Genomic DNA, 20508 nt, shown 5'->3' with positions numbered 1-20508 from the left:
CATGCGACACGCCGACAGGGGCTGGACTTACTTTCGCGGTTCGAGCCCGGCTCGCGGCTCGGCGCGGTTCTCGGCTTCGGCCAGTCCCCGCAACGTCAGCAGTTGCTTGCGCATCATGGCAAGGTCTCCGATGGCCAGCAGACGTCCGACAATTCGCGGACCGCTCATACAGACCCGGGCCACCAGCCGCGTACCCGCTCCCTCCGGGCGCACCGCGTAGGTAACGGCGATCTTCCCGGCGACCAGGGTGATGTGCTGATTCAGCGCAAAGGACGCCAGCTCGAAGTGTGCCATGAAGTGTTGCCCCACTTCGAGTTCCACGAGTCGCGGGTCGCGATGGCGCGGGCTTGGTCGGCCCCAGTGATCGAGCAGGTCGTAACTGTAAGGGGCGACCCGCAATTGACATAGCCACGCATAGACAAGGTCGGGCGGAGCGTCGATGCTGATGGCGCGATCCGCGTGCAGCCCACCTGGTCGCAGGTCGTCACACGGGAGCGGAGCGTCGCACTCGGCTTTCGTCGCGCCCCAGACCATGCCGATCATGCCGCGGCCGCGATCTGCCGGAGCATTCGGCGCACCACGATCTTGTGGCCGCCGCTGCCGATGACCAGCGCGCGGTAGATCTTGCCATGCGGCCCAGGGAAATTCGCCAAGGTCTTGGCGCGGACGCGGGTCCGGTTCGCGCCCTCGTCGTCGAGTTCGAAGATCAGGGCGTACTTCGAAAACCAGTGCCGCCCTTTCATTGCCAGCCGGGCGGGCGCCACCGCCGCGTCAAGCACGAAGCCGGCCGGCAGGGTGGCCGGATCCGCCGGGTCTTTGCAGAGAACCTTCAGCAGTGCGGTCCAGACCCGGTCGCGATTCGCGTCGATAGATCTGGCATGCTCGTCGATATAAGACAATCGCTCCATATAGAAGGAACGTACTAGTACATGGCCCCTCCCCGCAAGCACGACACCGACGTGATCCTCGACGCAACCCGCACCCTGGTGCTCACCGACGGCCCACGCGCGGCCAGCGTGGCCGCGATAGCCGAGGCAAGCGGCGCCCCCGTCGGCACGCTGTACCACCGCTTCGGCAACCGCAACGGCGTGCTCACCGCCGCCTGGCTGCGCGCACTCGAACGCTTTCAGCGCGGCGTCCTTGCCGCCGCCGACGAGCACCCCGACCCCGTCGAAGCGGGCGTCGCCATGGTCAGCGCCGCCCTCGTCTTCGGCCGCGAATTACCCGACGACGCAAGACTTCTGCTCAACCTGCGCGTCAGCGATCTCTTGGACGGCGGCCCCGACGACGACCTCCGCGCCCGCCTCAGCACCATGAACGCCCCTTTGATCGACCACCTCCGCCGCCTCGCCACCGCCCTCTTCGGCCGCGCGGGCGACCGCGAAATCGACGCCATCAGCCGAGCCGTGGTCGACCTCCCCTACGCCGCCCTCCGCCGCCACGCCCACGCCCCCACCCTCCCCACCTGGCTGAACATCGACCTCCCAGCCGCCGCCCGCACCCTCCTCACCTCATACCAGCAAGACGGCGCACCGAACGGGACATGACGGCGGCGACACCCGCGAATCCACGCCACCATGTCCCGCTCGGCGAGCGGATCAGGGGTGTTCGGTGACGAGGGTGGGGGTTAGTTCGGCTAGGTCGGTGATTACGTGGGTGGCTAGGGCTAGGGCGTCGGGGGCGGGGGGGTATTCGGGGCGGGGGGCGGCTATGACGCGCATGCCCGCGGCGTGGGCCGAGCGCATGCCGTTGCTCGAATCTTCTACTGCGGCACAGTCGGCGGGGCGTTGGCGGAGGAAGGCGGCTACGGCCACGTAGACGTCGGGAGCGGGTTTGCCGCGATCGACCTCTTCGGTGGAGAAGGTGACGTTGAAGAATTCGATCAGGCCGGTGCGGCCGAGGACGACGTCGATCAGGGCGCGTGGCGACGAGCTGGCGACGCCGAGTGGCCACTTCTCGCTCATCCGCTGGACCGCGTCGATGGCGCCGGGCAGCAGCGGGACGTCGCGGTCGTAGTGCGCGGCCATCCGCTCGATCACGTCACGGGCCACCGTCTCCGGTGGTGCGTCGACGCCGAGATCGACGCTCAGATATTCCGACCATTCCCGGGTGCTCATGCCCATCAATCGCTGCTGGGTGTCGGGCAGCCACTGGCCGCCCCGCTGCGCGACATAGTCGCGGCGAACCTTTTCCCACACCGGCTCGGAGTCGATCAGTACGCCGTCCATGTCGAAGACAACTGCCGTAATACCCATCTAACCAACGCCTTTCGCCAGCCGGATCTGTCATTACGCTCAATGGCCCGCGCTCATCGAGGCCGCGCCGCCACCCTTCAGGTTCCCCCTGAGTAACCGGGATTGATGATCGCGAACCAGCCTAGGCCACATCGGACGATTCGGGCCCGCCCACGAATCCGGCCAAGTAGGCCCGAAATGCGAGCATTCGGCGGGCAACCTATAACGTGTTCTGCATGAACGAACAACAGGCCGGTGACGCGCTGCCGAGCGAGGAGCACCACGAGGGCGCGTTCCGGCCGATGAGCGAGCTGATCGAAGCGCAAGAGCAGAACATCGATATCAGCCGCGGCGGACCGCACCACGGCGAATTCATCGAGCAGGTGCGCGGGCTGATGGACCGGGTGCGGCTGGCCTCCCCCTCCGACGAGTTGGCCGTGGAAACGATCGGCCTGCTCAAGCAGCTGAACGACAAGCTGGACGCCGCGATCGTCGACGAGTGGTCAACGCCGAACTGGACCAGGCACGACCTGCCCGGGCGCGGCAACATCACGCTGCCGCCCTTCGTCTTCGATCACGTCGGCCGCGACGGCGTCGAGGCGCGCATCACCTTCCGCACCTTCCACCTCGGCGGCAACAACGCCGCGCACGGCGGCATGGTCGCGGTCGGCTTCGACGACCTGCTCGGCATGGCCGCGGCGGTCTACGCCGGCCAGGTGACCAGAACCGCGTCACTCACCGTCGACTACCGCTCAATCACGCCGCTGCGCACCGAGCTCAAGGTCCGCGCCTGGGCCGAACGCCAAGAGGGGCGCAAGGTCTACGTCCGCGCCACCCTGCACGACGGCGATCGCCTCTGCGCCGAGGCTCACGGCTTGTTCATCACCCTCAAGCCCGGCCAGCCGTAACTGGCCCGCAGCGGCCCCAGGCCGCGCACGATTCAGAGTGCGCGACAAGTGAAACTGTGCACGGCCGCAATCCGTCTCGGATTTGCGTACTGTGCGGCTTTGCATGCGATGTCTTCTCGTACAGAGCATTACGAGTTCGGGCGCACGGAGCGGTCCGTGCGCCCGATTACTGCATGCCGTGCATGTATGCACGAATTGCCTTGCACGGCACCGGTCAACGACCCGGGAAGTGCGCCTCCAGGTAAGCCGCGAACCGTTCGTCGACCTGGTCGGCGGTGAGGCCGAACTCCTCGAGGGTGTAGCGATGTACCGGACGTGCTGCGCCCGAAGTACTTTCCGCGTGCAGCGCCGACATCGCCGTCGTCGCGTCCTCGGTCAGTGGCAGATCGAAGTGCCGGTAGATCGATTCGACGGTGCCGATCGGATCCGCGACGAAGTCGTCGTAGTCCACGTCGCAGAACTGGGCGGCGTTGTGGCGCTGCCGGTCTGCCAGGAATCGATCGGCCCCACGCGCCCACAGATCCAGTTGCGCGGCACCGACCACCGGCCCGCGGAACTTGTCGGACCAGCCCGCCGAAGCCTGCTCGTTGAGACTGCACACCGAGGCGATGATCGTTCGCGGATCGCGATGCATCTGGATGACGAGCGCGTCCGGATACACCTCGAAAATGGCGTCCAGTGCAAACAAATGGCTCGGATTCTTCAGTACCCATCGCCGCCCGGCATCGGGCATGCCGATCAGCTGCAGGTTGCGCCGATGCCTGCGATAGGCATTGGTCCAGTCCTGCTCCCGCAACCACTCGGAGTAGCCGGGCAGATACCCCAGGCACTCGTAGGACACCGACATCGCGGACTGCCGAAGCAACTGCCAGCACTCCTCCACCTGGTCGGCGGAAATGTGGTGCACGCCCATGAATTCGGGATGCTCCACGTGATGCTTCTCGAAGGCAGCCTCGATCCGCTGATACACCGGATTGCTCGCCCAGGTCTCGCGCGGCGGCCGCGGCTGCGGCATCTCGGTGAGCCACATCTCCAAGCCCTGATGCGCCGGATCCGCGTTGAGCAGCCGGTGCACCGCCGTCGTCCCCGAGCGCGGCAGCCCGGTCACGAAGATCGGCCGCTCGATCGCCACCTCGGCGTGCTCCGGAAAGCGTTGCCACGCGGCCTCGCTGAGCAGCCTGGCGATCAGTGCCCCGCGCAGGAACGCGCGATTCACCTTGTTGCCGAACGGCGTCAGCTCCGCGTCCTTGGCATAGGACTCGAGCAGCACCTCGAGCCCGGTGCGGTAGTCGTCGGCACCGAAATCGGCCAGCCCGACGACCTTGGTCGCCGACGCGTGCAGATCATCGATGGTCCCGACATCGTCCCTACCGATCAACGTCATCTCCTCAGTAGTGGTGCGCGACACGCGCACCCGATCAGTGGTGGTACTCGCCGCCGTTGACATCCAGGCACGCGCCGGTGATCGCGCGCGCCATCGGCGAGGCGAAGAACACCACCGCGTCGGCGATCTCGTCGGGTTCGGGCAGCTTGCGCAGATCGATGGTCTTTGCCGTTTCGGCGTAGACCTCGTCGGCGGTGATGCCGCGCTGTTCGGCGAGATAGTTGAAGTACCATTTCAGGTTGTCGGCCCAGATGTAGCCGGGGGCAATGGTATTCACCCGGATGCCGCGCGGCCCGAGTTCGGTGGCCAGGCTCTGCGCCAGCGCGAGCAGGCTGGCCTTGGCCATTTTGTAGGGTCCGAAGGTGCGCCGCGAGTGCCGCAGCACGGCGGAGTTGATCATCACCACCGAGCCGTTGGACTCGGTGAGCGCGGGGATGAACAGCCGCGTCAACCGCAGCGCCGCAAGCACATTGGTCTCGAATCCGGCACGCACCTGGTCGAGATCGACGTCGGCGAGGTCGGTGATCGGCGGAATCGCGAACGCGTTGTTCACCAGCGTGTCCACCCGGCCGAACGCGCTGTGCGCGGCCTCGACCAGGTGGACGGCGGCGGCCTCGTCGTTGATGTCGGTCGGCACCACCACCGCGCGCCTGCCGAGTTCGGTGATTTCCTTGGCCACCTCGGTGAGCCGCGACTCGGTGCGCGACGCGAGCACCACATCGGCACCTGCCTTGGCGCTCTGCACCGCGATGGCGCGCCCGAGTCCGGGACCGACCCCGGAGACGACGACAACCTTGTCCTGCAACAACATCAGCCGAGCATCCTTTCCGCGACGGCCGCCTGCCGTACCGCGATTCGTGCGCGCCATTGTTCCGGCGTGACGCGCGCCTGGTCGTAGAACGGAAGTCGTTGCGCCAGTTCGTCGACCGGCACCACCTCCACCGTCGGCCCGTCCTCGGGCTTCATGTCGCGCGCCAGCCGCTGCCAGCGGAACTGCAGATATCCGCGGTCGTGCCCGGTGCGTTCGATCCAGTTCGCCAGCCCCGGATTTCGCTCGCTGACCACCAGCCGAATCATCCCGTCGGAATCGACATGCGCCTGGTCGGCGGTGAGGCTGGTCTGGTGGTTGATGTAGTCCAGCGACAGGTACCACATGCTGCCGAGCTGGAAACCCTGGTACGGCGCATCGGATTTCGGCACCGTGATGATCATCGCCTGGTCGTCGTCGAGCTCGTAATGGCCTGCCGAGGAGAACTGGGTGGTGAGACCGCCCGGCGTGGAACGCGGTTCGGTCATCGTGTTCACCGGCAGGTTCAGATAGAACCACTCCGGGAAGGCCAGGAAGGTCTTCAACCGGGAGATCAGCATCTTGCCCGCGACGCCGTACCGCTTGGTCAGCACGTCTTTCGTCAGCGGCGGCGGTGCGTCGCCCATGCCGTCGACCCGCGCGATCCTGATCGTGCCCGGCTTTTCGGCGGGCCAATCGCTGTAGACCTCACGCACCACCAGCATGGCCGAGTCCGCGGCGAGGTGTACGTAGCCTGGGCGCGCTTCGCCGGGGCCGAGGCGCAATTCGTAAGAACCGTCCGGCCCCACTTCCAAGGAACGATCGTCGAAGGCCGTGAGACTGTCCGGCACATCCACCGGAGAGTAGTTGCCGTTCAGCACCTGGAAGCTCAGATCCCTTGTGGTGCCGCGCTTTCCGGTGACCACGTATTCCGCGTCCGGTCGCAGGTAGGAGTGGAAGTAGAGGGTGTCGGGGTTGTCGAGGCCCATTTTCGTGTACGGGCCGGTGGACTGAACGAAGAACGGGAAGTCGCGCTCGTACGCCCACGCCATCTGCAGGGCCGCGCGGATGCTGCCCGCCAGGTAGTCGTAGCCCTCGACGAGGTCCTGTTCGGTGCGGATGTGCGCGGCCTCGGTGATGATCTGCTCGGCGGCGGCGATGGCATCCGCGAACGGCTGTGTCAGCAAAGGGTCTCCATTGAATCGCGGTGTTCCAAATACGTACCACTCTGGTACATTTCATCTGAGGCAAGATTAGAACGTGTTCTAGGAGTGGTCAATGGTGAGCCGTAGATCCGCACCAACGGTGCGGGTGGTGCAGGTACTGGATTTCCTCGTCGAGCAGCGCGGCAAGCGCTTCGGCCTGTCCGAGCTCGCGCGCGCCCTCGACCTGGCGAAACCGACCTGCCTCGGCATTCTCACCGAGCTCACCGCGGGCGGCTACCTGGTCCGCGACGCCGACACGCTGACCTACGGGCTCGGTCCCGCGCTCATCGCCGCAGGCCGGGTCGCCCAGGACAGCTTCGCTATTGCCGCGCTCGCCCGCACCGAGCTGGAGAAACTCACCGCGCAATACCGCACCACCTGCACCGCGTCGGCCGTGGTCGGCGAGCAGATCATGGTCTTGGAAAGCACCGGCCCCGGGCTGGTCAAGGTCGGCGCGGCCTACCACTTCGCGCCGCCGGTCGGCCTGATGTACGTGCTGTGGGATACCGACGCGGCGTTCAACGCCTGGCTGACGAAACCCGCGACGGTGCCGTTGCAGCAGGACGAGGCGCGGCTACGGCAGATCGTCGCCGAATGCCGCGAGCGCGGGTATCTGGTGGAGAGCCTGACCACCGCGGGCGGCAGGCTGTACTCGATGCTGGCCGGGTTCGCCGCCCGCGATCTGCCCGATGAGCTGCGCGAACTGGTCGGCGAACTGGTGACAAGTCTCGGTGAACGGGTGTATCTCGGCACGGATCTGCGGCCGCGCAAGGAACACCCGGTCAGCCTGCTCGCCGCGCCTACCTACGGCGGCGACGGCAGGCAGAACATGGTGCTGACCATGTACGTCGGCGCGTCCATCACCGGCGCCGAAATCGACCGGCGCGGAACGGCTCTGGTCGCGGCGGCCGATGCCGTGACCACCGCTTCCGGTGGCGTTCGACCGGCGAAGCAGTCATCCTGAAAGCGGTGAGCTGTTGCCAACGGTCGAAACGTGTTCTAGTTTTGCGGTGTGAGCCAGTACGCGAAGTCGACGGCGAGCACCTACGAGCTGCCTCATCTTGACGCGCTCGAGGCCGAGTCGGCACATATATTCCGTGAAGTAGCGGCGACATTCGAACGTCCGGTGTTGCTGTTCTCCGGCGGCAAGGACTCGGTGGTGATGCTGCACCTGGCGGCCAAGGCCTTCTGGCCCGCGCCGCTGCCGTTCCCGGTGCTGCACATCGACACCGGACACAACTTCGACGAGGTGATCGCCTTCCGCGACGAGACGGTCGCGCGGTTCGGGCTGCGGCTGGTGGTCGGCAGCGTGCAGGAGGATATCGACGCGGGCCGGGCCGTCGAGCAGACCGGGCCGCGCACCTCGCGCAATCGGTTGCAGACCACCACGTTGCTGCGGTCGATCCAGGAAGGCGGCTACGACGCGGTCTTCGGCGGCGCCCGGCGCGACGAGGAGAAGGCGCGCGCCAAGGAGCGCGTGTTCAGCTTCCGCGACCAGTACGGCCAGTGGGATCCGCGCAGCCAGCGACCGGAGCTGTGGAACCTGTACAACGGCAGACACCGTGCGGGCGAACACATTCGGGTGTTCCCGCTGTCGAACTGGACCGAGCTCGACATCTGGACCTACATCGCCGCCGAGAACATCGACCTGCCGCCGCTCTACTACGCGCACCGCCGCCCGGTGGTGCAGCGCGACGGAATGTTATTGGCGCACACTCGCTTTCTGGAACTGCTGGACGGCGAGGAACCGCACGAGACGACGGTGCGGTTCCGCACGGTCGGCGATGCCACCTGCACCGGCTGCGTGGAATCGACCGCGGCCACCCCCGCCGAGGTGGTCACGGAGGTCGCCGCGGCCAGGGTCACCGAGCGCGGCGCCACCCGCGCCGACGATCGAATCTCCGAGGCGGGCATGGAAGATCGCAAACGAGAGGGCTACTTCTGATGACCGCAACACTGCTGCGTCTCGCCACCGCGGGCAGCGTCGACGACGGCAAATCGACCCTCATCGGCCGCCTGCTCTTCGATTCCAAAACGATCTTCACCGACCAGCTCGCCGCCGTGGAGCGGACCAGCCGCGACCGCGGCGACGACTACCCGAACCTGGCCCTGCTCACCGACGGACTGCGCGCCGAGCGCGAACAGGGCATCACCATCGACGTGGCGCACCGCTATTTCGCCACGCCCCGACGAAAATTCATCATCGCCGACACTCCCGGCCACATCCAGTACACCCGCAACATGGTGACCGGCGCGTCCACCGCCGACCTCGCGCTGATCCTGGTCGACGCCCGCAAGGGCGTGGTCGAGCAGACCCGCAGGCACGCGTTCCTGGCCAGCCTGCTCGGCATCCCGCACCTGGTGCTGTGTGTCAACAAGATGGACCTGGTCGACTGGTCGCAGGCCAGGTTCGAGGAGATCCGCACCGAATTCGCGCAGTTCGCCTCGAAACTCGACATTTTCGACCTGACCTTCGTGCCGATGTCGGCGCTGGACGGCGAGAACATCGTGCACCGCGGCGCCAGCATGCCCTGGTACGAGGGCACTCCCCTGCTGCACCATCTCGAAGAGGTACACATCGCCTCCGACCGCAACCTGATCGACGCGCGATTCCCGGTGCAGTACGTAACCCGCAGCCACGCACAGGATTTCCGTGGTTACGCGGGAACCGTGGTGGGCGGGGTGTTCAAGCCCGGCGACGAGGTGGCGGTGCTGCCTTCGGGATTCACCACGACCGTCGAGGCGATCTGGGGACCGGGCGGCAAGGCGGTCACGGAAGCCTTTCCACCGCAGGCGGTGACGATGCAGCTCGCCGACCACCTCGACGTGTCCCGTGGCGACATGATCTGCCGCCCGAACAATCGCCCAACGGCGGGGCGCGATCTCGACGCGATGGTCTGCTGGTTCGCCGACGAGTCACAGCTCACCCCCGGTTCGACCTACACCATCCGGCACACCACCCGCACCGCCACCGTTGAGGTCCGGACACTGGACTACCGGCTCGACGTCAATACACTGCATCGCGACGAGAACGCGGAATCGTTGTCGCTCAACGAAATAGGCCGAGTCCAGCTGCGCACCCGCCAGCCGCTGCTTTTCGATCCGTATCGCCGCAATCGGTTCACCGGCAGCTTCATCCTGGTCGACGACACCACCAACAACACCGTCGGCGCGGGCATGATCACCGGCCCGAGCCTGCCGTCGTCGCGGGTGGTCTGGCACTCGACCGCCGTCGGCCGGGACGAACGCGCCACCCGCGGTCTCACCGTCTGGCTCACGGGCCTGTCCGGCTCCGGAAAGTCCACCGTCGCTGTGGAACTCGAACGCCGCCTGGTCGCTGCGGGCCGCCCCGCCTTCCTGCTCGACGGCGACAATCTGCGGCACGGACTGAACGCGGACCTCGGCTTCAGCGCCGCCGATCGCGTCGAGAACGTGCGCCGGGTCGGCGAGGTCGCCCGCCTGTTCGCCGAAGCCGGTGTGGTGGCGGTGGTTTCGCTGATCAGCCCGTACCGCGCCGACCGCGACCGCGTCCGTGCGGCGCATCTGGAAGCGGGCATCCCCTTCGTAGAGGTCTTCGTCGACACCCCACTCGACATCTGCGAATCCCGCGACCCGAAAGGCATGTACGCCAAGGCCCGAGCAGGCGAGATCCGCGGCTTCACCGGCATCGACGACCCTTACGAGTCCCCCACCGAAGCCGAACTCGTCCTACGCCCCGACCACGGCGACCCAGCCGCAATGGCAGCCACCATCCTCGCCCGCCTATCCCGTCTGGATTAAACCCACCCCGACCGAAGGCGCCCTTCGGTCTGTTCAGCAGACTGAAGGGCGCCTTCGGTCGGGGGTGGGGGGCCGACTCAGATGAGCGTGCGGAAGAACTCGCGTATGTCTCCGGTGAGAAGGTCAGGCACCTCTAGCGCCGGAAAGTGGCCGCCGGAGTAGAACTCCGACCAGTGTGTGATGGTGTGTGCTTGCTCGGCGAAGCGGCGGATGGCGTAGTCGCCGTCCTTGAATACCGCGACGCCGGTCGGCACGGTGCCCTTCGGCTTCGGCGCGAACATCGTGGCGTCATGGAAACGCTCGTAGTAGAAGTTGGCCACGCTGCGCGCGGTATCGGTGAACCAGTAGACGCTGACGTTTGCCAGTATCCGGTCCTTGTCGATCGCCTCCTCGGGCAGTTCGTGCACTTGGTCGACCCACTCCTTGTACTTCTCCACGATCCAGCCGAGCTGCCCGGCCGGGGAATCGGCAACCAGCTGCGCGAGGGTGTTCGGCCGGGAACCCTTCAGTTTCATGTAGGCCGAGCCGTCGTCCTGGAACTTCTGCTTCCGGTCCAGCCGCTCTCGCTCGGCGTCGGTCAGCGCGGCCATATCGGCCGGATCGCCGGTCGGAAAGGTGACCAGCGCGTTGACGTGCACGCCGAGCACATGGTCGGCATCCACCTGGCCGAGCCGCGGCGCGAGGAACGCGCCGTGATCGCCGCCCTGCACGCCGTAGCGGTCGTAGTCCAGCCGCGCCATCAGCTCGGCCAGCGCGGCCGCGACCCGGCCGTCATCCCAGCCCGCCTCGGTGACCGGCCCGGAGAAACCGTGTCCCGGCAGCGACGGGATGACCAGGTGGAAGGCGGGCGCGTCGGGCGCACCGTGCGCCTTCGGGTCGGTGAGCGGGCCGATCATGTCGAGGAAGTCGATCACCGAGCTGGGCCAGCCGTGCAGCAGGAGCAGCGGGGTGGCGTCGGCCTCGACCGACCGGATGTGCAGAAAGTGCACGTTCTGGCCGTCGATGGTGGTGATGAACTGCGGGTACCTGTTGAGCTCCGCTTCGGTGGCGCGCCAGTCGAATTTCTCCGCCCAGTAGCCGGCCAGTTCCCTGAGGTAAGCGGTCGGCACACCGCGCTCCCAGCCGGTGCTGGGCAGGTCGTCGATCCAGCGGGTGCGGGCCAGCCGGTCGCGCAGATCGTCGATGTCGGCCTGCGGGATGTCGATGCGGAAGGGGCGGATCTCGTTGCTTGTCATGCCAGTAATACTTCGGGTAACGAGCGGGTCGGCGAATCACGAGATGTCGTTATTTCGGGTGGCCCTTGGGTCTTTACGCGTGCGGCGAAGCGCGGTACCCGGCGGCACTGGCATAAGCCGCTCGGGCCGGGCATGATCGCGGAGTGGTGAGCTTTCCCGTGCGTGGCGCGTTCGTCGGGCGAGCAGCGGAGGTCGCGGCGCTGCGGGCGGCCTACACGGATCCGGCGGTGCATACCGTGCTGATCGCCGGGGAGGCCGGGCTCGGCAAATCTCGGCTCGTCGCGGAGTTCACCTCACGACTCGGCACCGACACGGCGGTACTGGTCGGCCGGTGTCCCGAATTCGGCAGCAGCGGCATACCGTTCGCGCCATTCGTCTCGGTGCTGCGCGCGCTGGTGCGGCAGCTCGGCGTGGACCGGCTGGCCACGCTGCTGCCGGTGTCCCGCCCGGCATTGGCCCGGTGGTTACCCGAGTTGGCGGCCAAGGCGGGCTCGGCGGACGCGGACGCCGATCGGATTCGGCTCTTCGGCGAAGTGCTCACCGTGCTGGAACAGCTGGCCGTGCGACAGCCGGTGGTCGTTGTGCTGGAGGATCTGCACTGGGCCGACGATTCGAGCCGCGAACTGCTCGCGTTCCTGGTGGCCAACTCGGCGCAGCGTGACCTGCTGGTGGTCGCCACCTTTCGTCCGGCCGACTCGGAGCCGATGCGCCGACTTGTCGCCGATCTGCGCCGCGATCCCGCTGTGCGGCTGGTTGTTCCGGAGCCGCTGACCCGGCACGAGGTGGGCAGGCAACTCGCCGCCCTGTTCGGTCGCGAACCCGAGCCGGGCACGATCGCGCGAATTTTCGAGCGCAGCAAAGGGATTCCGCTGTTCGTCGAGGCGCTCAGTGATTCGCCGCAGGACACGCCCGCCGAACTTTCCGAGCTGCTACTCGGCGCTCAGGCCGGGTTGCCGCCGCAGACGCAGGCCCTGGTGCGGCTTGCTGCGGCCGCGGGATCGCCGGTGCGGCACACACTGCTGGAGTCGGCCGCCGAGCTCGACGAGGACACGCTGCACCGCGCGCTACGTCAGCTGATAGATCGGCAGGTGCTGATCGCGCACGACACCGGATACGAGTTCCGGCACATCCTGATTCGCGACGCCGTCTACGACCAGCTGCTGCCGGTCGAACGGAAGCGCCTGCACGCCAAGCTGTCCCGCGCACTGGCCGCCGACAACGCGTTGTCGGACGGGGACCACGCCGGTGAGCTGGCGTATCACGCGTACGCCGCCGGTGAGTTGCCGCTGGCCCTGGAAGCGTCCCTGGCCGCGGCCGCACTCGCGGAACGCGCCGGTGCGTACACCGAACGGTTGCGTCACCTCGAGCGCGTGCTCGAACTTCTCGATCGGGTGCCGCAGGCGCGGATAGCCACCGAACGCCTCGCGCTGCTCGAACAGGTCGTCGAGGCGTGCTACCAGGGCGGCGTGGTGGAACGCGGCATCGAAGCGGCCGGCGAAGCGCTGCTTTTGGTGGATACCGGCAGCGCGCCCGAGCGCGCGGCCCGGCTGTTCCACTATCGGGCCGGTCTGAAGAACCAGAGCAGCAAGGGTTCCGACGGCGATCTGCACCGCGCTCTCGAGCTGCTGCCCGCACACCCGCCGACCGTGCTGCGCGGCGAGATTCTCGCCGAACTCGCCGCCGCGCAGGTGTTCGGCGGCGACGCGGCGTCGGCCGAAACCAACGCGCTGGCCGCCGTCGAGATAGCCGAACAGCTGGATGCCAGCGCACTGGCCGCCCGCGCCTATGCCTTCCTCGGCCTGGCCGCCGCCGCCCGATCAGGTACGGCCGATTCCCGATCCGGCGCCGCCGTCGCCCATTTCGAGAAGGCACACGCCGCGGCCACCGACCCGAGGACGCTGCTCACGGTGGTGCTGTGGGAGTCGGCCGTGCTCGTCGCCGGCGGTGAGCACACGGCGGCGATAGCGGCGATCCAGCAGGGCCTGCGAGCCGCCCATGAAACCTTCCGCTACGCCGAGGCCAGCCCCATCCTGCTGGTCAAATGGACCCAGGCGCTCACCGCGCTCGGCCGCTGGCCGGAGGCACTTGATCTCATCGATGAATCCTTGACCGAGCGGCTGCCGCCGCTGAGCAAGGCGGCGCTGTTGCTCTCGCACGCGAGAATTCGGCTGGCACAAGGCGATTCGGCCGCGGCGAGCACCAGCGCCGACACCGCCGCCGAACTGCTGGGCGACGGGCCGTGGGCGCGGCAGTATCAGCTCCAGCTGCGCACCGTGCGGTACGCGATCGCGGTCGAGCTCGGCGAGGCACAGCGCGCGGCAGGCATCGTCGCGGAGGCGCTGTCCGCCGACGATCTCGCCGTACATCACCACGAGGTGTGGCCGCTGCTCGCCCTCGCCGCCCGGAACGCCGAATCAGCAACGGATCTCGCGACGGTCGCCGCCGCCCTGCCGGTCACCATCGCCGTCGACATCGCCCACCGTGCCGTCTGTGCCGCCACGCGCACCGGAGCCTGGCACGATGCGGTATCGGCTTGGCGCGCACTGCGTCAGCCCTATGAACTGGCCTGCACCCTGCTCGGCGCCGCCGAAGCCGAACTGGCGGTTGGCAACCGCGCGGCCGCGCACCCGGTGCTGCGCGAAGTCGCCGAGCTCGCCGCCGATCTCGGCGCCGCTCCGCTGTCCGCGACCGCCCACCGGATCGCCGACAGAGCCGGACTCGCCATCGCCGACCGAACACCAGAACCGAAGACCGCACGCCCCAACACATTCGGCCTCACCCCGCGGGAGCTCGACGTCTTACGCCTGGTCGCACAGGGATTGAGCAACCGGCAGATCGCCGCCGAACTCTTCATCAGCGGTAACACCGCGGGCGTTCACGTCTCCCGTATCCTCACCAAACTCGGTGCCGCCACCCGCACCGAAGCGGCCGCCGCCGCACACACCCATCACCTGCTCGACACCGACGATGAGCGCTAGGGTCATGCTCTCTCGAGCGCGACGGTCATTGGCGACACTCCCGCGCGGGCTTAACCTCGGGGACACCGATCCGGACGGGTGGGGTTCGGCCGTCGCCGCATGCCCGCGTCGAGGACGACAGAAAGCGGAGACATGGGACCACTGCACGGAGTGAAAGTCATCGAGATCGCCAGTCTCGCGCCCGGCCCGTTCGGCGCCATGATCCTGGCCGATCTGGGCGCGGAGGTGCTGCGCGTCGATCGCGGCGGCGCACCCGGCGCGGGCATCGTCTCGCCGGAGGGCCCACTGGACCGTGGAAAGCACAGCATCACACTGGATCTCAAGCAACCGGCCGACCGCGAGACGCTGCTCGCGCTCACCGACCACGCGGACGTGCTCATCGAAGGGTTCCGCCCCGGTGTCGCCGAACGCCTCGGCTTCGGCCCCGCCGACCTGGCGGCGCGCAACCCGCGCCTGATCTATGGCCGGATGACCGGCTGGGGTCAAGAGGGCCCGCTCGCGCGCACCGCGGGGCACGACATCGACTACATCGCGATCTCCGGCGCGCTCGGACTCATCGGCCGGGCAGGCGAACCGCCGGTGCCGCCCGCGAACATGCTCGGCGACTACGCGGGCGGTGGCCTGCTGCTCGCGGTCGGCGTGCTCGGCGCACTCTACGAACGCGAACGTTCCGGCAAGGGGCAGGTGGTCGACGCGGCGATGGTGGACGGTTCCGCCCTGTTCACCGCGTCCATGCACGGTTTGCACCACCTCGGCCTGTGGAACTTCCCCCGCGGCGAGAACATGCTCGACGGCGGCGCGCCGTTCTACGACACCTACGAATGCGCCGACGGCGAATACATGGCGGTCGGCTGCGTCGAGATCCCGTTCTACAACCAGATGCTCGCCATCCTCGGCATCGACGACCCTGACCTGCCGTTCCAGCTCGACAAGAACGGCTGGCCGCGGCTCAAAGAGGTGCTCGGCGCGAAGTTCAAGGAACGCACCCGCGACGAATGGGCCGAGGTCTTCGCGGGCACCGACGCCTGCGTCGCCCCGGTGCTGAGCCCGTGGGAGGCGCACGAGCATCCGCACAACAAGGCGCGCAACGCCTTCATCGAGGTGAACGGCGTACTCCAGCCCGCACCGGCGCCGCGCTTCGACCGGACCCCGATCGATACCCCGGCCCCGCTCTCGGCGGATCCGGAACAGGTCCGAAAGCTGCTGTCCGGCTGGGGTGTTCAGGCCGAGCAGATCGATCGCGTGACCAGCTGAGCCGACTTCGGCTCGAAGCCGCTTCGCGTAGCCCGGCCGCCGTCTTGGACCGTAAGATACAGTGGTTGGCACATGTCTCGAAAGGACGGCTGATGCGTTCCACGCTGCTTTCCCGGCGCGATCTCGACTTCCTGCTCTACGAGTGGTTGAACGTCGAGGAGCTCACCAAACGTGCGCGCTACGCCGATCACTCGCGCGAGACCTTCGACGCCGTCCTCGAGCTCAGCGAGCAGCTGGCCACCAAATACTTCGCACCGCACAACAAACTCAACGACGCGAACGAGCCGACCTTCGACGGCGAGCGGGTCACCATCATTCCCGAGGTCGCCGTGGCGCTGGCCGCCTTCGCGAAGGCCGGGTTGCCTGCCGCGGCCATGGATTACGAACTCGGCGGCGCGCAGCTGCCGGTCACCGTCGCGCAGGCGAGCTACGCGTGGTTCCAGGCGGCCAATCCGGGCACCTCGGGCTACTCGTTCCTCACCGTGGCGAACGCGAATCTGCTTCTCGCCCATACCGGTCCGGAGTTCACCGAGCGGTTCGTCCGCCCGATGCTCGACGGCCGATTCTTCGGCACCATGTGCCTGTCCGAGCCGCAAGCTGGGTCGTCGCTGGCCGACATCACCACCCGCGCCGAACCCACGGACGACGGCACCTATCGACTGTTCGGCACCAAGATGTGGATCTCCGGCGGCGACCACGAACTCGGCGAGAACATCGTGCACCTGGTGCTGGCCAAGATCCCCGGCGGTCCGGCGGGCACCAAGGGTATTTCGCTGTTCGTCGTGCCGAGGTTCCTGGTCGAGGACGACGGCGCGGTCGGCGAACGCAACGATGTCGCGCTGGCCGGGCTCAATCACAAGATGGGCTTCCGCGGCACCGTCAATACCGTGCTCAATTTCGGCGAGGGCCGCTGGACGCCGGGTGGCGCGGCGGGCGCGGTCGGCTATCTGGTCGGCGAGCCGCACCGCGGGCTCAGCTACATGTTCCACATGATGAACGAGGCCAGGATCGGCGTCGGCATGGTCGCGTCGGCGCTCGGCTACACCGGCTACCTCGAGTCCCTCGATTACGCCCGCACCCGCGCGCAGGGCAGGGCCAAGCTGCCCGCCGACCCGTCCGCGCCGCAGCGGCCGATCATCGAGCACCCGGACGTCAAGCGAATGCTGTTGGCGCAGAAGTCATATACCGAGGGCGCGCTGGCATTGGTGCTCTACTGCGCCCGGCTCGTCGACGAACAACAAACCGCCGATTCGGCGGACGAGAAGCGAGCACTCACGCTGCTGCTCGACATCCTGACCCCGATCGCCAAGAGCTGGCCGTCGCAATGGTGCCTCGAGGCGAACAATCTCGCGATCCAGGTGCTCGGCGGCTACGGCTACACCCGCGAGTACAACGTCGAACAGCACTACCGGGACAACCGGCTCAACCCGATCCACGAGGGCACGCACGGCATCCAGGGTCTGGACCTGCTTGGGCGCAAGGTAACCCAGCAGAATGGCGCGAGCCTGCTCGCCCTCGACGCCCGCGTCAAGGGCACCGTGGCCGCCGCCCGCGCGGCCGGCGGCGAGGCGGCCGAGCTTGCCGCGCAACTGGATTCGTCCTGGCAGCGCCTGGTGGAGGTGACCGCGGGGTTGTTCGCCACCGGCGACTTCGAGGCCGCGCTGGCGAACAGCTCGGTGTACCTGGAGGCCTTCGGCCATATCGTGCTTGCCTGGATCTGGCTCGAGCAGCTACTGGCCGCCGCCGCGCACACCGGCGACTTCTACGACGGCAAGCGGCACGCGGCGCGGTACTTCTACCGGTTCGAGTTGCCCAAGACGGCACCGTCATTGGACCTACTCGCCCGCCTCGACGTCACTACGCTGGACATGCAAGACGCCTGGTTCTGATTCGGTACACACATCGAAGGATGTACCATTTTCCGATGACCACCCCGAGCCAGCGAAGCACCCGCCCGCCAGGACGACCGGCGTCGGCGACCAGGGAAGAGGTCATCGACCTCGCGCGGCAGGCGTTCCTGGCCGGCGAGCGGGTGGACATCCAGGCGATCGCCGCGCGGCTCGGTCTCAGCCGCGCCTCGGTCTACCGCTGGTTCGGCTCCCGCGAGGGCGTGCTCGGCACGGTGCTGGCCGGCGAGTTCGCGGCGCTGCTCACCCGCGCCGACGCCAGGCGGCGCTCGACCGGCGCCCGGCGCATCCTCGACGTGCTGTACCGGGTCAATCGCTGGATGACCGACAACGTGCCGTTCCGGCGGTACTTCGAGAACGAGCCCCTGGCCGGGCTGCGGATTCTCACCGCGAGCGCCGGGCCGGTGCAGCCGCTGGTGGTCACCACCGTGCGCGAGCTCATCGCCCGCGCCGAACGGGAAGACGGGTACAAGCCGCCGGTAGCGCCGGATCTGCTGGCCTACACGCTGGTCCGGCTCGGCGAGGCCTTCCTGTACAACGATAATGTCGCGGGCATCCGAGGCGATGTCGACCGGCTGCACGAGGTGCAGGCCGCGTTGCTCGGCATCCCCGAGGCGATCACGAGACCTCCCACCGGAAGCTGACATGTCGGACTCACTGCTGCACAAGCGTTTTCCGGAACTCATCGACACGTTGCCGTTTGTGCGACTAGGCAGCGCGACGCCGATCCGCCCGCTCGACGTCGGCACCGGAGTTCCGCTGTGGTGCAAGGATGACAGCGTCTACGGTGACGGCGGCTGGGGCGGCAACAAGGTCCGCAAGCTGGAATGGCTACTGCCCGAGGCACATCGACGCGGCGCACGAACCATCTTCACCGTCGGTGGCACCGGCACCAACTGGGGGCTCGCTACCGCGTTGTACGGGCGCGATCACGGCATCGAGACCGTCCTCACGCTGGTCGACCAGCCGATGGACGAGCACGTGCGCGAGCAGCTACGACGGCTGGAGAAATCCGGCGCCACACTGCATTTCACGCACACCAAGCGGCGAACCATGCTGACCGCCCCCTGGCTGTACCTGCGGCACATGCAAGGCCGCACCCGCCCGTACTACCTCCCGGTGGGCGGCTCGTCGCCGATCGGTGCACTCGGCTACGTCGAAGGCGCGCTCGAGCTGGCCGAGCAGATCGCTGCGGGCGCGATGTCCGAACCGAGCCATCTCGTGACCGCCGTTGGATCCGGTGGCACCGCAGCCGGTTTGGCGCTCGGTCTGCGACTGGCCGGACTGAAAACCCGCGTCGTCGGCGTGGTCGTCAACGATTCACTCCCCCTCGATGCCACGCGCATCGCCCGCCTGGCCGCGCGCGCGGAACGGCTCTTGCGTTCTCGCGGAGCACAATTCGAGGCGACCGGCCTGGGCCCGGATGATCTGACCAGCACCACCGACTGGCTCGGCCCCGGCTACGGCCATCCGACGCCCGCCGCCCGCGAGGCGCAGAGCCTGGCTGCCCAGGACGGGCTGCGGCTCGAAACCGTCTACACCGCCAAAGCATTGGCGGCCCTGCTGCACCTCGATACCGCGGACGGATTCGGTACCGGGCCGGTGCTGTTCCTCAACACCTACGGGCCCCGCTAGCGCGCCGCATTCGAATCGGCATGATCCAAACCCGATCCGCTCTCGGCAAGGTGGCGTATTGACCCACCTGGCCGACGTTTCGCCAGGTCGGAGCCGGGTAGGAACGGCGCAATAACATCCCTTGATTCCAGGTCGCTCCGCCGCCGGGATGCGGTCCGTCAATTCCGCACTATCGTCGCTATCCATGCAGGTCAGCGAGAGAAATGCGGCGCAGGTCGCGGCGGAACCCACACCGGTACGGCGGTTACGCGCCGATCAGGCCCGGCGGGTCGCCGATCTGCTCCGCCATCAACTGCACGCGGGCGCGTTCGATGACGGCCTGCCGAGCGAGCAGCGGCTCGCCGCGGAGTTCGAGGCGTCCCGCAACATCGTCCGCGAGGCGCTCACGCTGCTGAAGGACGAGGGGCTGATCGACCGGGCGCCGAAGATCGGCACCCGGGTGGCGACGCGCAAACTCGATCACGGCCTCGACGCGCTGCTCGGCCTGCAGGAGACATTCAAGGACCACGGCACCGTCCGCAACGAGGTGCGTGCCGCCATGCACGTCACCGCCCCGGCCGCCGTCGCGCGCCGACTGCGCCTAGCGCCCGGTGAGCGCGTCGTCTACCTGGAGCGGCTGCGCTACCTGGCGGACATGCCGCTGAGCCTGGATCTCACCTACCTGGTGCCCGATATCGGCACCGAGCTGCTCGGCCACGACCTCGAGCACACCGACATCTTCGTGCTGCTCGAGCAGCTCAGCGGCCGCTCGCTCGGCCACGCGGACCTCGCCCTGGAGGCCGTGCCCGCCGACCCGCACACCGCTTCCACCCTCGATATCCCCGGCGGCGCACCGCTGCTGATGCTCGAACGGCTGACCCATCTCGATGACGGCAGGCCGGTCGATCTCGAGTACATCCGCCTGCGCGGCGACCGAATCACCATGCGCGGCAGCCTGACCCGCAGCACCCCCGAATGGAAGGTCCGCTAGATGGCACTCGTGAACCAGCGCACCGATATTCCGGTGACCATCGACGAATCGCTGTGCATTCAGGGTTGCACGCTGTGCGTCGAGATCTGCCCGCTCGATTCGCTGGCGATCAATCCCGACAACGGCAAGGCCTTCATGCACGTGGACGAGTGCTGGTACTGCGGCCCCTGCGCCGCCCGCTGTCCCACCGGCGCCGTCACGGTCAACATGCCCTATCTGCTCCGCTGATCT

Annotated in this window: 19 protein-coding genes; 12 read left to right on the top strand and 7 right to left on the bottom strand. The window is 67.6% G+C overall.

Annotation, left to right across the window (positions count from 1 at the left end; translation table 11 throughout):
• Positions 1 to 27 precede the first annotated feature (27 nt).
• Together ACIA8C_RS35595 and ACIA8C_RS35590 are read right to left on the bottom strand one after the other, a co-directional pair.
• Positions 28 to 321 (bottom strand): hypothetical protein, encoded by a 294-nt coding sequence (locus tag ACIA8C_RS35595; protein WP_397142482.1) that lies wholly within the window; start codon positions 319 to 321, stop codon positions 28 to 30.
• Positions 322 to 539: 218 nt separating this feature from the next.
• The gene (locus ACIA8C_RS35590) at positions 540 to 908 is read right to left on the bottom strand and encodes a hypothetical protein (protein ID WP_397142480.1); all 369 of its coding nucleotides are present in this window, start codon (positions 906 to 908) and stop codon (positions 540 to 542) included.
• A gap of 21 nt (positions 909 to 929) precedes the next feature.
• On the opposite strand from ACIA8C_RS35590, the gene ACIA8C_RS35585 reads away from it, so the two are divergent.
• Positions 930 to 1547, top strand: coding sequence for a TetR/AcrR family transcriptional regulator (locus tag ACIA8C_RS35585; protein ID WP_397142478.1), 618 nt, complete (start codon positions 930 to 932; stop codon positions 1545 to 1547).
• 51 nt (positions 1548 to 1598) lie between these two features.
• Here the strand turns inward: ACIA8C_RS35585 and ACIA8C_RS35580 are convergent, their stop codons facing one another.
• The gene (locus tag ACIA8C_RS35580) at positions 1599 to 2255 is read right to left on the bottom strand and encodes an HAD family hydrolase (RefSeq protein ID WP_397142476.1); all 657 of its coding nucleotides are present in this window, start codon (positions 2253 to 2255) and stop codon (positions 1599 to 1601) included.
• Positions 2256 to 2470: 215 nt separating this feature from the next.
• Between ACIA8C_RS35580 and ACIA8C_RS35575 the strand changes: the two genes are divergently transcribed.
• Positions 2471 to 3142: a PaaI family thioesterase gene (locus tag ACIA8C_RS35575; protein WP_397142474.1), complete on the top strand. Its 672-nt coding sequence runs from the start codon at positions 2471 to 2473 to the stop codon at positions 3140 to 3142.
• A 214-nt stretch (positions 3143 to 3356) separates the two neighbouring features.
• Here the strand turns inward: ACIA8C_RS35575 and ACIA8C_RS35570 are convergent, their stop codons facing one another.
• Genes ACIA8C_RS35570 through ACIA8C_RS35560 form a run of 3 tightly spaced genes read right to left on the bottom strand, consistent with a single transcriptional unit; the run spans position 3357 to position 6500 of the window.
• Complete coding sequence (locus tag ACIA8C_RS35570; protein WP_397142472.1) at positions 3357 to 4526, bottom strand: sulfotransferase family protein; 1170 nt, start codon at positions 4524 to 4526, stop codon at positions 3357 to 3359.
• A 34-nt stretch (positions 4527 to 4560) separates the two neighbouring features.
• On the bottom strand, positions 4561 to 5337 hold the full coding sequence (locus ACIA8C_RS35565; protein WP_357384474.1) for an SDR family oxidoreductase: 777 nt from the start codon (positions 5335 to 5337) through the stop codon (positions 4561 to 4563).
• A complete protein-coding gene (locus ACIA8C_RS35560; RefSeq protein WP_397142470.1) occupies positions 5337 to 6500 on the bottom strand; it encodes a hypothetical protein in 1164 nt (387 codons plus the stop codon). The genes ACIA8C_RS35565 and ACIA8C_RS35560 overlap by 1 nt, the downstream gene beginning before the upstream one ends.
• A 91-nt stretch (positions 6501 to 6591) precedes the next feature.
• Here ACIA8C_RS35560 and ACIA8C_RS35555 point away from each other — a divergent pair, with 91 nt between their 5' ends.
• Genes ACIA8C_RS35555 through cysC form a run of 3 tightly spaced genes read left to right on the top strand, consistent with a single transcriptional unit; the run spans position 6592 to position 10298 of the window.
• On the top strand, positions 6592 to 7482 hold the full coding sequence (locus tag ACIA8C_RS35555; protein WP_397142468.1) for a helix-turn-helix domain-containing protein: 891 nt from the start codon (positions 6592 to 6594) through the stop codon (positions 7480 to 7482).
• A 48-nt stretch (positions 7483 to 7530) separates the two neighbouring features.
• Positions 7531 to 8463 (top strand): sulfate adenylyltransferase subunit CysD, encoded by a 933-nt coding sequence (cysD, locus tag ACIA8C_RS35550; RefSeq protein ID WP_397142466.1) that lies wholly within the window; start codon positions 7531 to 7533, stop codon positions 8461 to 8463.
• The gene (gene cysC, locus ACIA8C_RS35545) at positions 8463 to 10298 is read left to right on the top strand and encodes an adenylyl-sulfate kinase (protein ID WP_397142464.1); all 1836 of its coding nucleotides are present in this window, start codon (positions 8463 to 8465) and stop codon (positions 10296 to 10298) included. Before cysD ends, cysC begins: the two co-directional genes overlap by 1 nt.
• A 77-nt stretch (positions 10299 to 10375) precedes the next feature.
• On the opposite strand, the gene ACIA8C_RS35540 is transcribed toward cysC, so the two are convergent.
• A complete protein-coding gene (locus ACIA8C_RS35540) occupies positions 10376 to 11533 on the bottom strand; it encodes an epoxide hydrolase family protein (RefSeq protein WP_397142462.1) in 1158 nt (385 codons plus the stop codon).
• A gap of 143 nt (positions 11534 to 11676) precedes the next feature.
• Between ACIA8C_RS35540 and ACIA8C_RS35535 the strand changes: the two genes are divergently transcribed.
• The 7 genes from ACIA8C_RS35535 to ACIA8C_RS35505 all read left to right on the top strand — a co-directional run bounded on the left by ACIA8C_RS35535 (position 11677) and on the right by ACIA8C_RS35505 (position 20505).
• On the top strand, positions 11677 to 14511 hold the full coding sequence (locus tag ACIA8C_RS35535) for an ATP-binding protein (RefSeq protein ID WP_397142460.1): 2835 nt from the start codon (positions 11677 to 11679) through the stop codon (positions 14509 to 14511).
• A 132-nt stretch (positions 14512 to 14643) separates the two neighbouring features.
• Positions 14644 to 15765 (top strand): CaiB/BaiF CoA transferase family protein, encoded by a 1122-nt coding sequence (locus ACIA8C_RS35530; RefSeq protein ID WP_397142458.1) that lies wholly within the window; start codon positions 14644 to 14646, stop codon positions 15763 to 15765.
• 92 nt (positions 15766 to 15857) lie between these two features.
• Entirely contained in the window at positions 15858 to 17654 is a 1797-nt protein-coding gene (locus tag ACIA8C_RS35525) for an acyl-CoA dehydrogenase (protein WP_397142456.1), read from the top strand.
• A gap of 35 nt (positions 17655 to 17689) precedes the next feature.
• Positions 17690 to 18316: a QsdR family transcriptional regulator gene (locus ACIA8C_RS35520; protein ID WP_397142454.1), complete on the top strand. Its 627-nt coding sequence runs from the start codon at positions 17690 to 17692 to the stop codon at positions 18314 to 18316.
• Between the two features lies 1 nt (position 18317).
• Positions 18318 to 19307 (top strand): 1-aminocyclopropane-1-carboxylate deaminase/D-cysteine desulfhydrase, encoded by a 990-nt coding sequence (locus ACIA8C_RS35515; RefSeq protein ID WP_397142452.1) that lies wholly within the window; start codon positions 18318 to 18320, stop codon positions 19305 to 19307.
• Between the two features lie 184 nt (positions 19308 to 19491).
• The gene (locus ACIA8C_RS35510) at positions 19492 to 20277 is read left to right on the top strand and encodes a GntR family transcriptional regulator (protein ID WP_397142450.1); all 786 of its coding nucleotides are present in this window, start codon (positions 19492 to 19494) and stop codon (positions 20275 to 20277) included.
• A complete protein-coding gene (locus ACIA8C_RS35505) occupies positions 20278 to 20505 on the top strand; it encodes a ferredoxin family protein (RefSeq protein ID WP_014984269.1) in 228 nt (75 codons plus the stop codon).
• Positions 20506 to 20508: the final 3 nt, after the last annotated feature.

The sequence above is a fragment of the Nocardia sp. NPDC051321 genome (assembly GCF_044455225.1).
Lineage (GTDB): Bacteria > Actinomycetota > Actinomycetes > Mycobacteriales > Mycobacteriaceae > Nocardia.
The sequence above is the reverse complement of the archived record's forward strand: the minus strand, read 5'-3'. Positions and strand labels throughout refer to the sequence as shown.

Bases quoted from the DNA above. Each gene is read 5' to 3' on its own strand.
- ACIA8C_RS35590 (WP_397142480.1), bottom strand. From the start codon at position 908: ATGGAGCGATTGTCTTATATCGACGAGCATGCCAGATCTATCGACGCG.
- ACIA8C_RS35585 (WP_397142478.1), top strand. From the start codon at position 930: ATGGCCCCTCCCCGCAAGCACGACACCGACGTGATCCTCGACGCAACC.
- ACIA8C_RS35580 (WP_397142476.1), bottom strand. From the start codon at position 2,255: ATGGGTATTACGGCAGTTGTCTTCGACATGGACGGCGTACTGATCGAC.
- ACIA8C_RS35575 (WP_397142474.1), top strand. From the start codon at position 2,471: ATGAACGAACAACAGGCCGGTGACGCGCTGCCGAGCGAGGAGCACCAC.
- ACIA8C_RS35570 (WP_397142472.1), bottom strand. From the start codon at position 4,526: ATGACGTTGATCGGTAGGGACGATGTCGGGACCATCGATGATCTGCAC.
- ACIA8C_RS35565 (WP_357384474.1), bottom strand. From the start codon at position 5,337: ATGTTGTTGCAGGACAAGGTTGTCGTCGTCTCCGGGGTCGGTCCCGGA.
- ACIA8C_RS35555 (WP_397142468.1), top strand. From the start codon at position 6,592: ATGGTGAGCCGTAGATCCGCACCAACGGTGCGGGTGGTGCAGGTACTG.
- cysC (WP_397142464.1), top strand. From the start codon at position 8,463: ATGACCGCAACACTGCTGCGTCTCGCCACCGCGGGCAGCGTCGACGAC.
- ACIA8C_RS35540 (WP_397142462.1), bottom strand. From the start codon at position 11,533: ATGACAAGCAACGAGATCCGCCCCTTCCGCATCGACATCCCGCAGGCC.
- ACIA8C_RS35530 (WP_397142458.1), top strand. From the start codon at position 14,644: ATGGGACCACTGCACGGAGTGAAAGTCATCGAGATCGCCAGTCTCGCG.
- ACIA8C_RS35525 (WP_397142456.1), top strand. From the start codon at position 15,858: ATGCGTTCCACGCTGCTTTCCCGGCGCGATCTCGACTTCCTGCTCTAC.
- ACIA8C_RS35520 (WP_397142454.1), top strand. From the start codon at position 17,690: ATGACCACCCCGAGCCAGCGAAGCACCCGCCCGCCAGGACGACCGGCG.
- ACIA8C_RS35515 (WP_397142452.1), top strand. From the start codon at position 18,318: ATGTCGGACTCACTGCTGCACAAGCGTTTTCCGGAACTCATCGACACG.
- ACIA8C_RS35510 (WP_397142450.1), top strand. From the start codon at position 19,492: ATGCAGGTCAGCGAGAGAAATGCGGCGCAGGTCGCGGCGGAACCCACA.
- ACIA8C_RS35505 (WP_014984269.1), top strand. From the start codon at position 20,278: ATGGCACTCGTGAACCAGCGCACCGATATTCCGGTGACCATCGACGAA.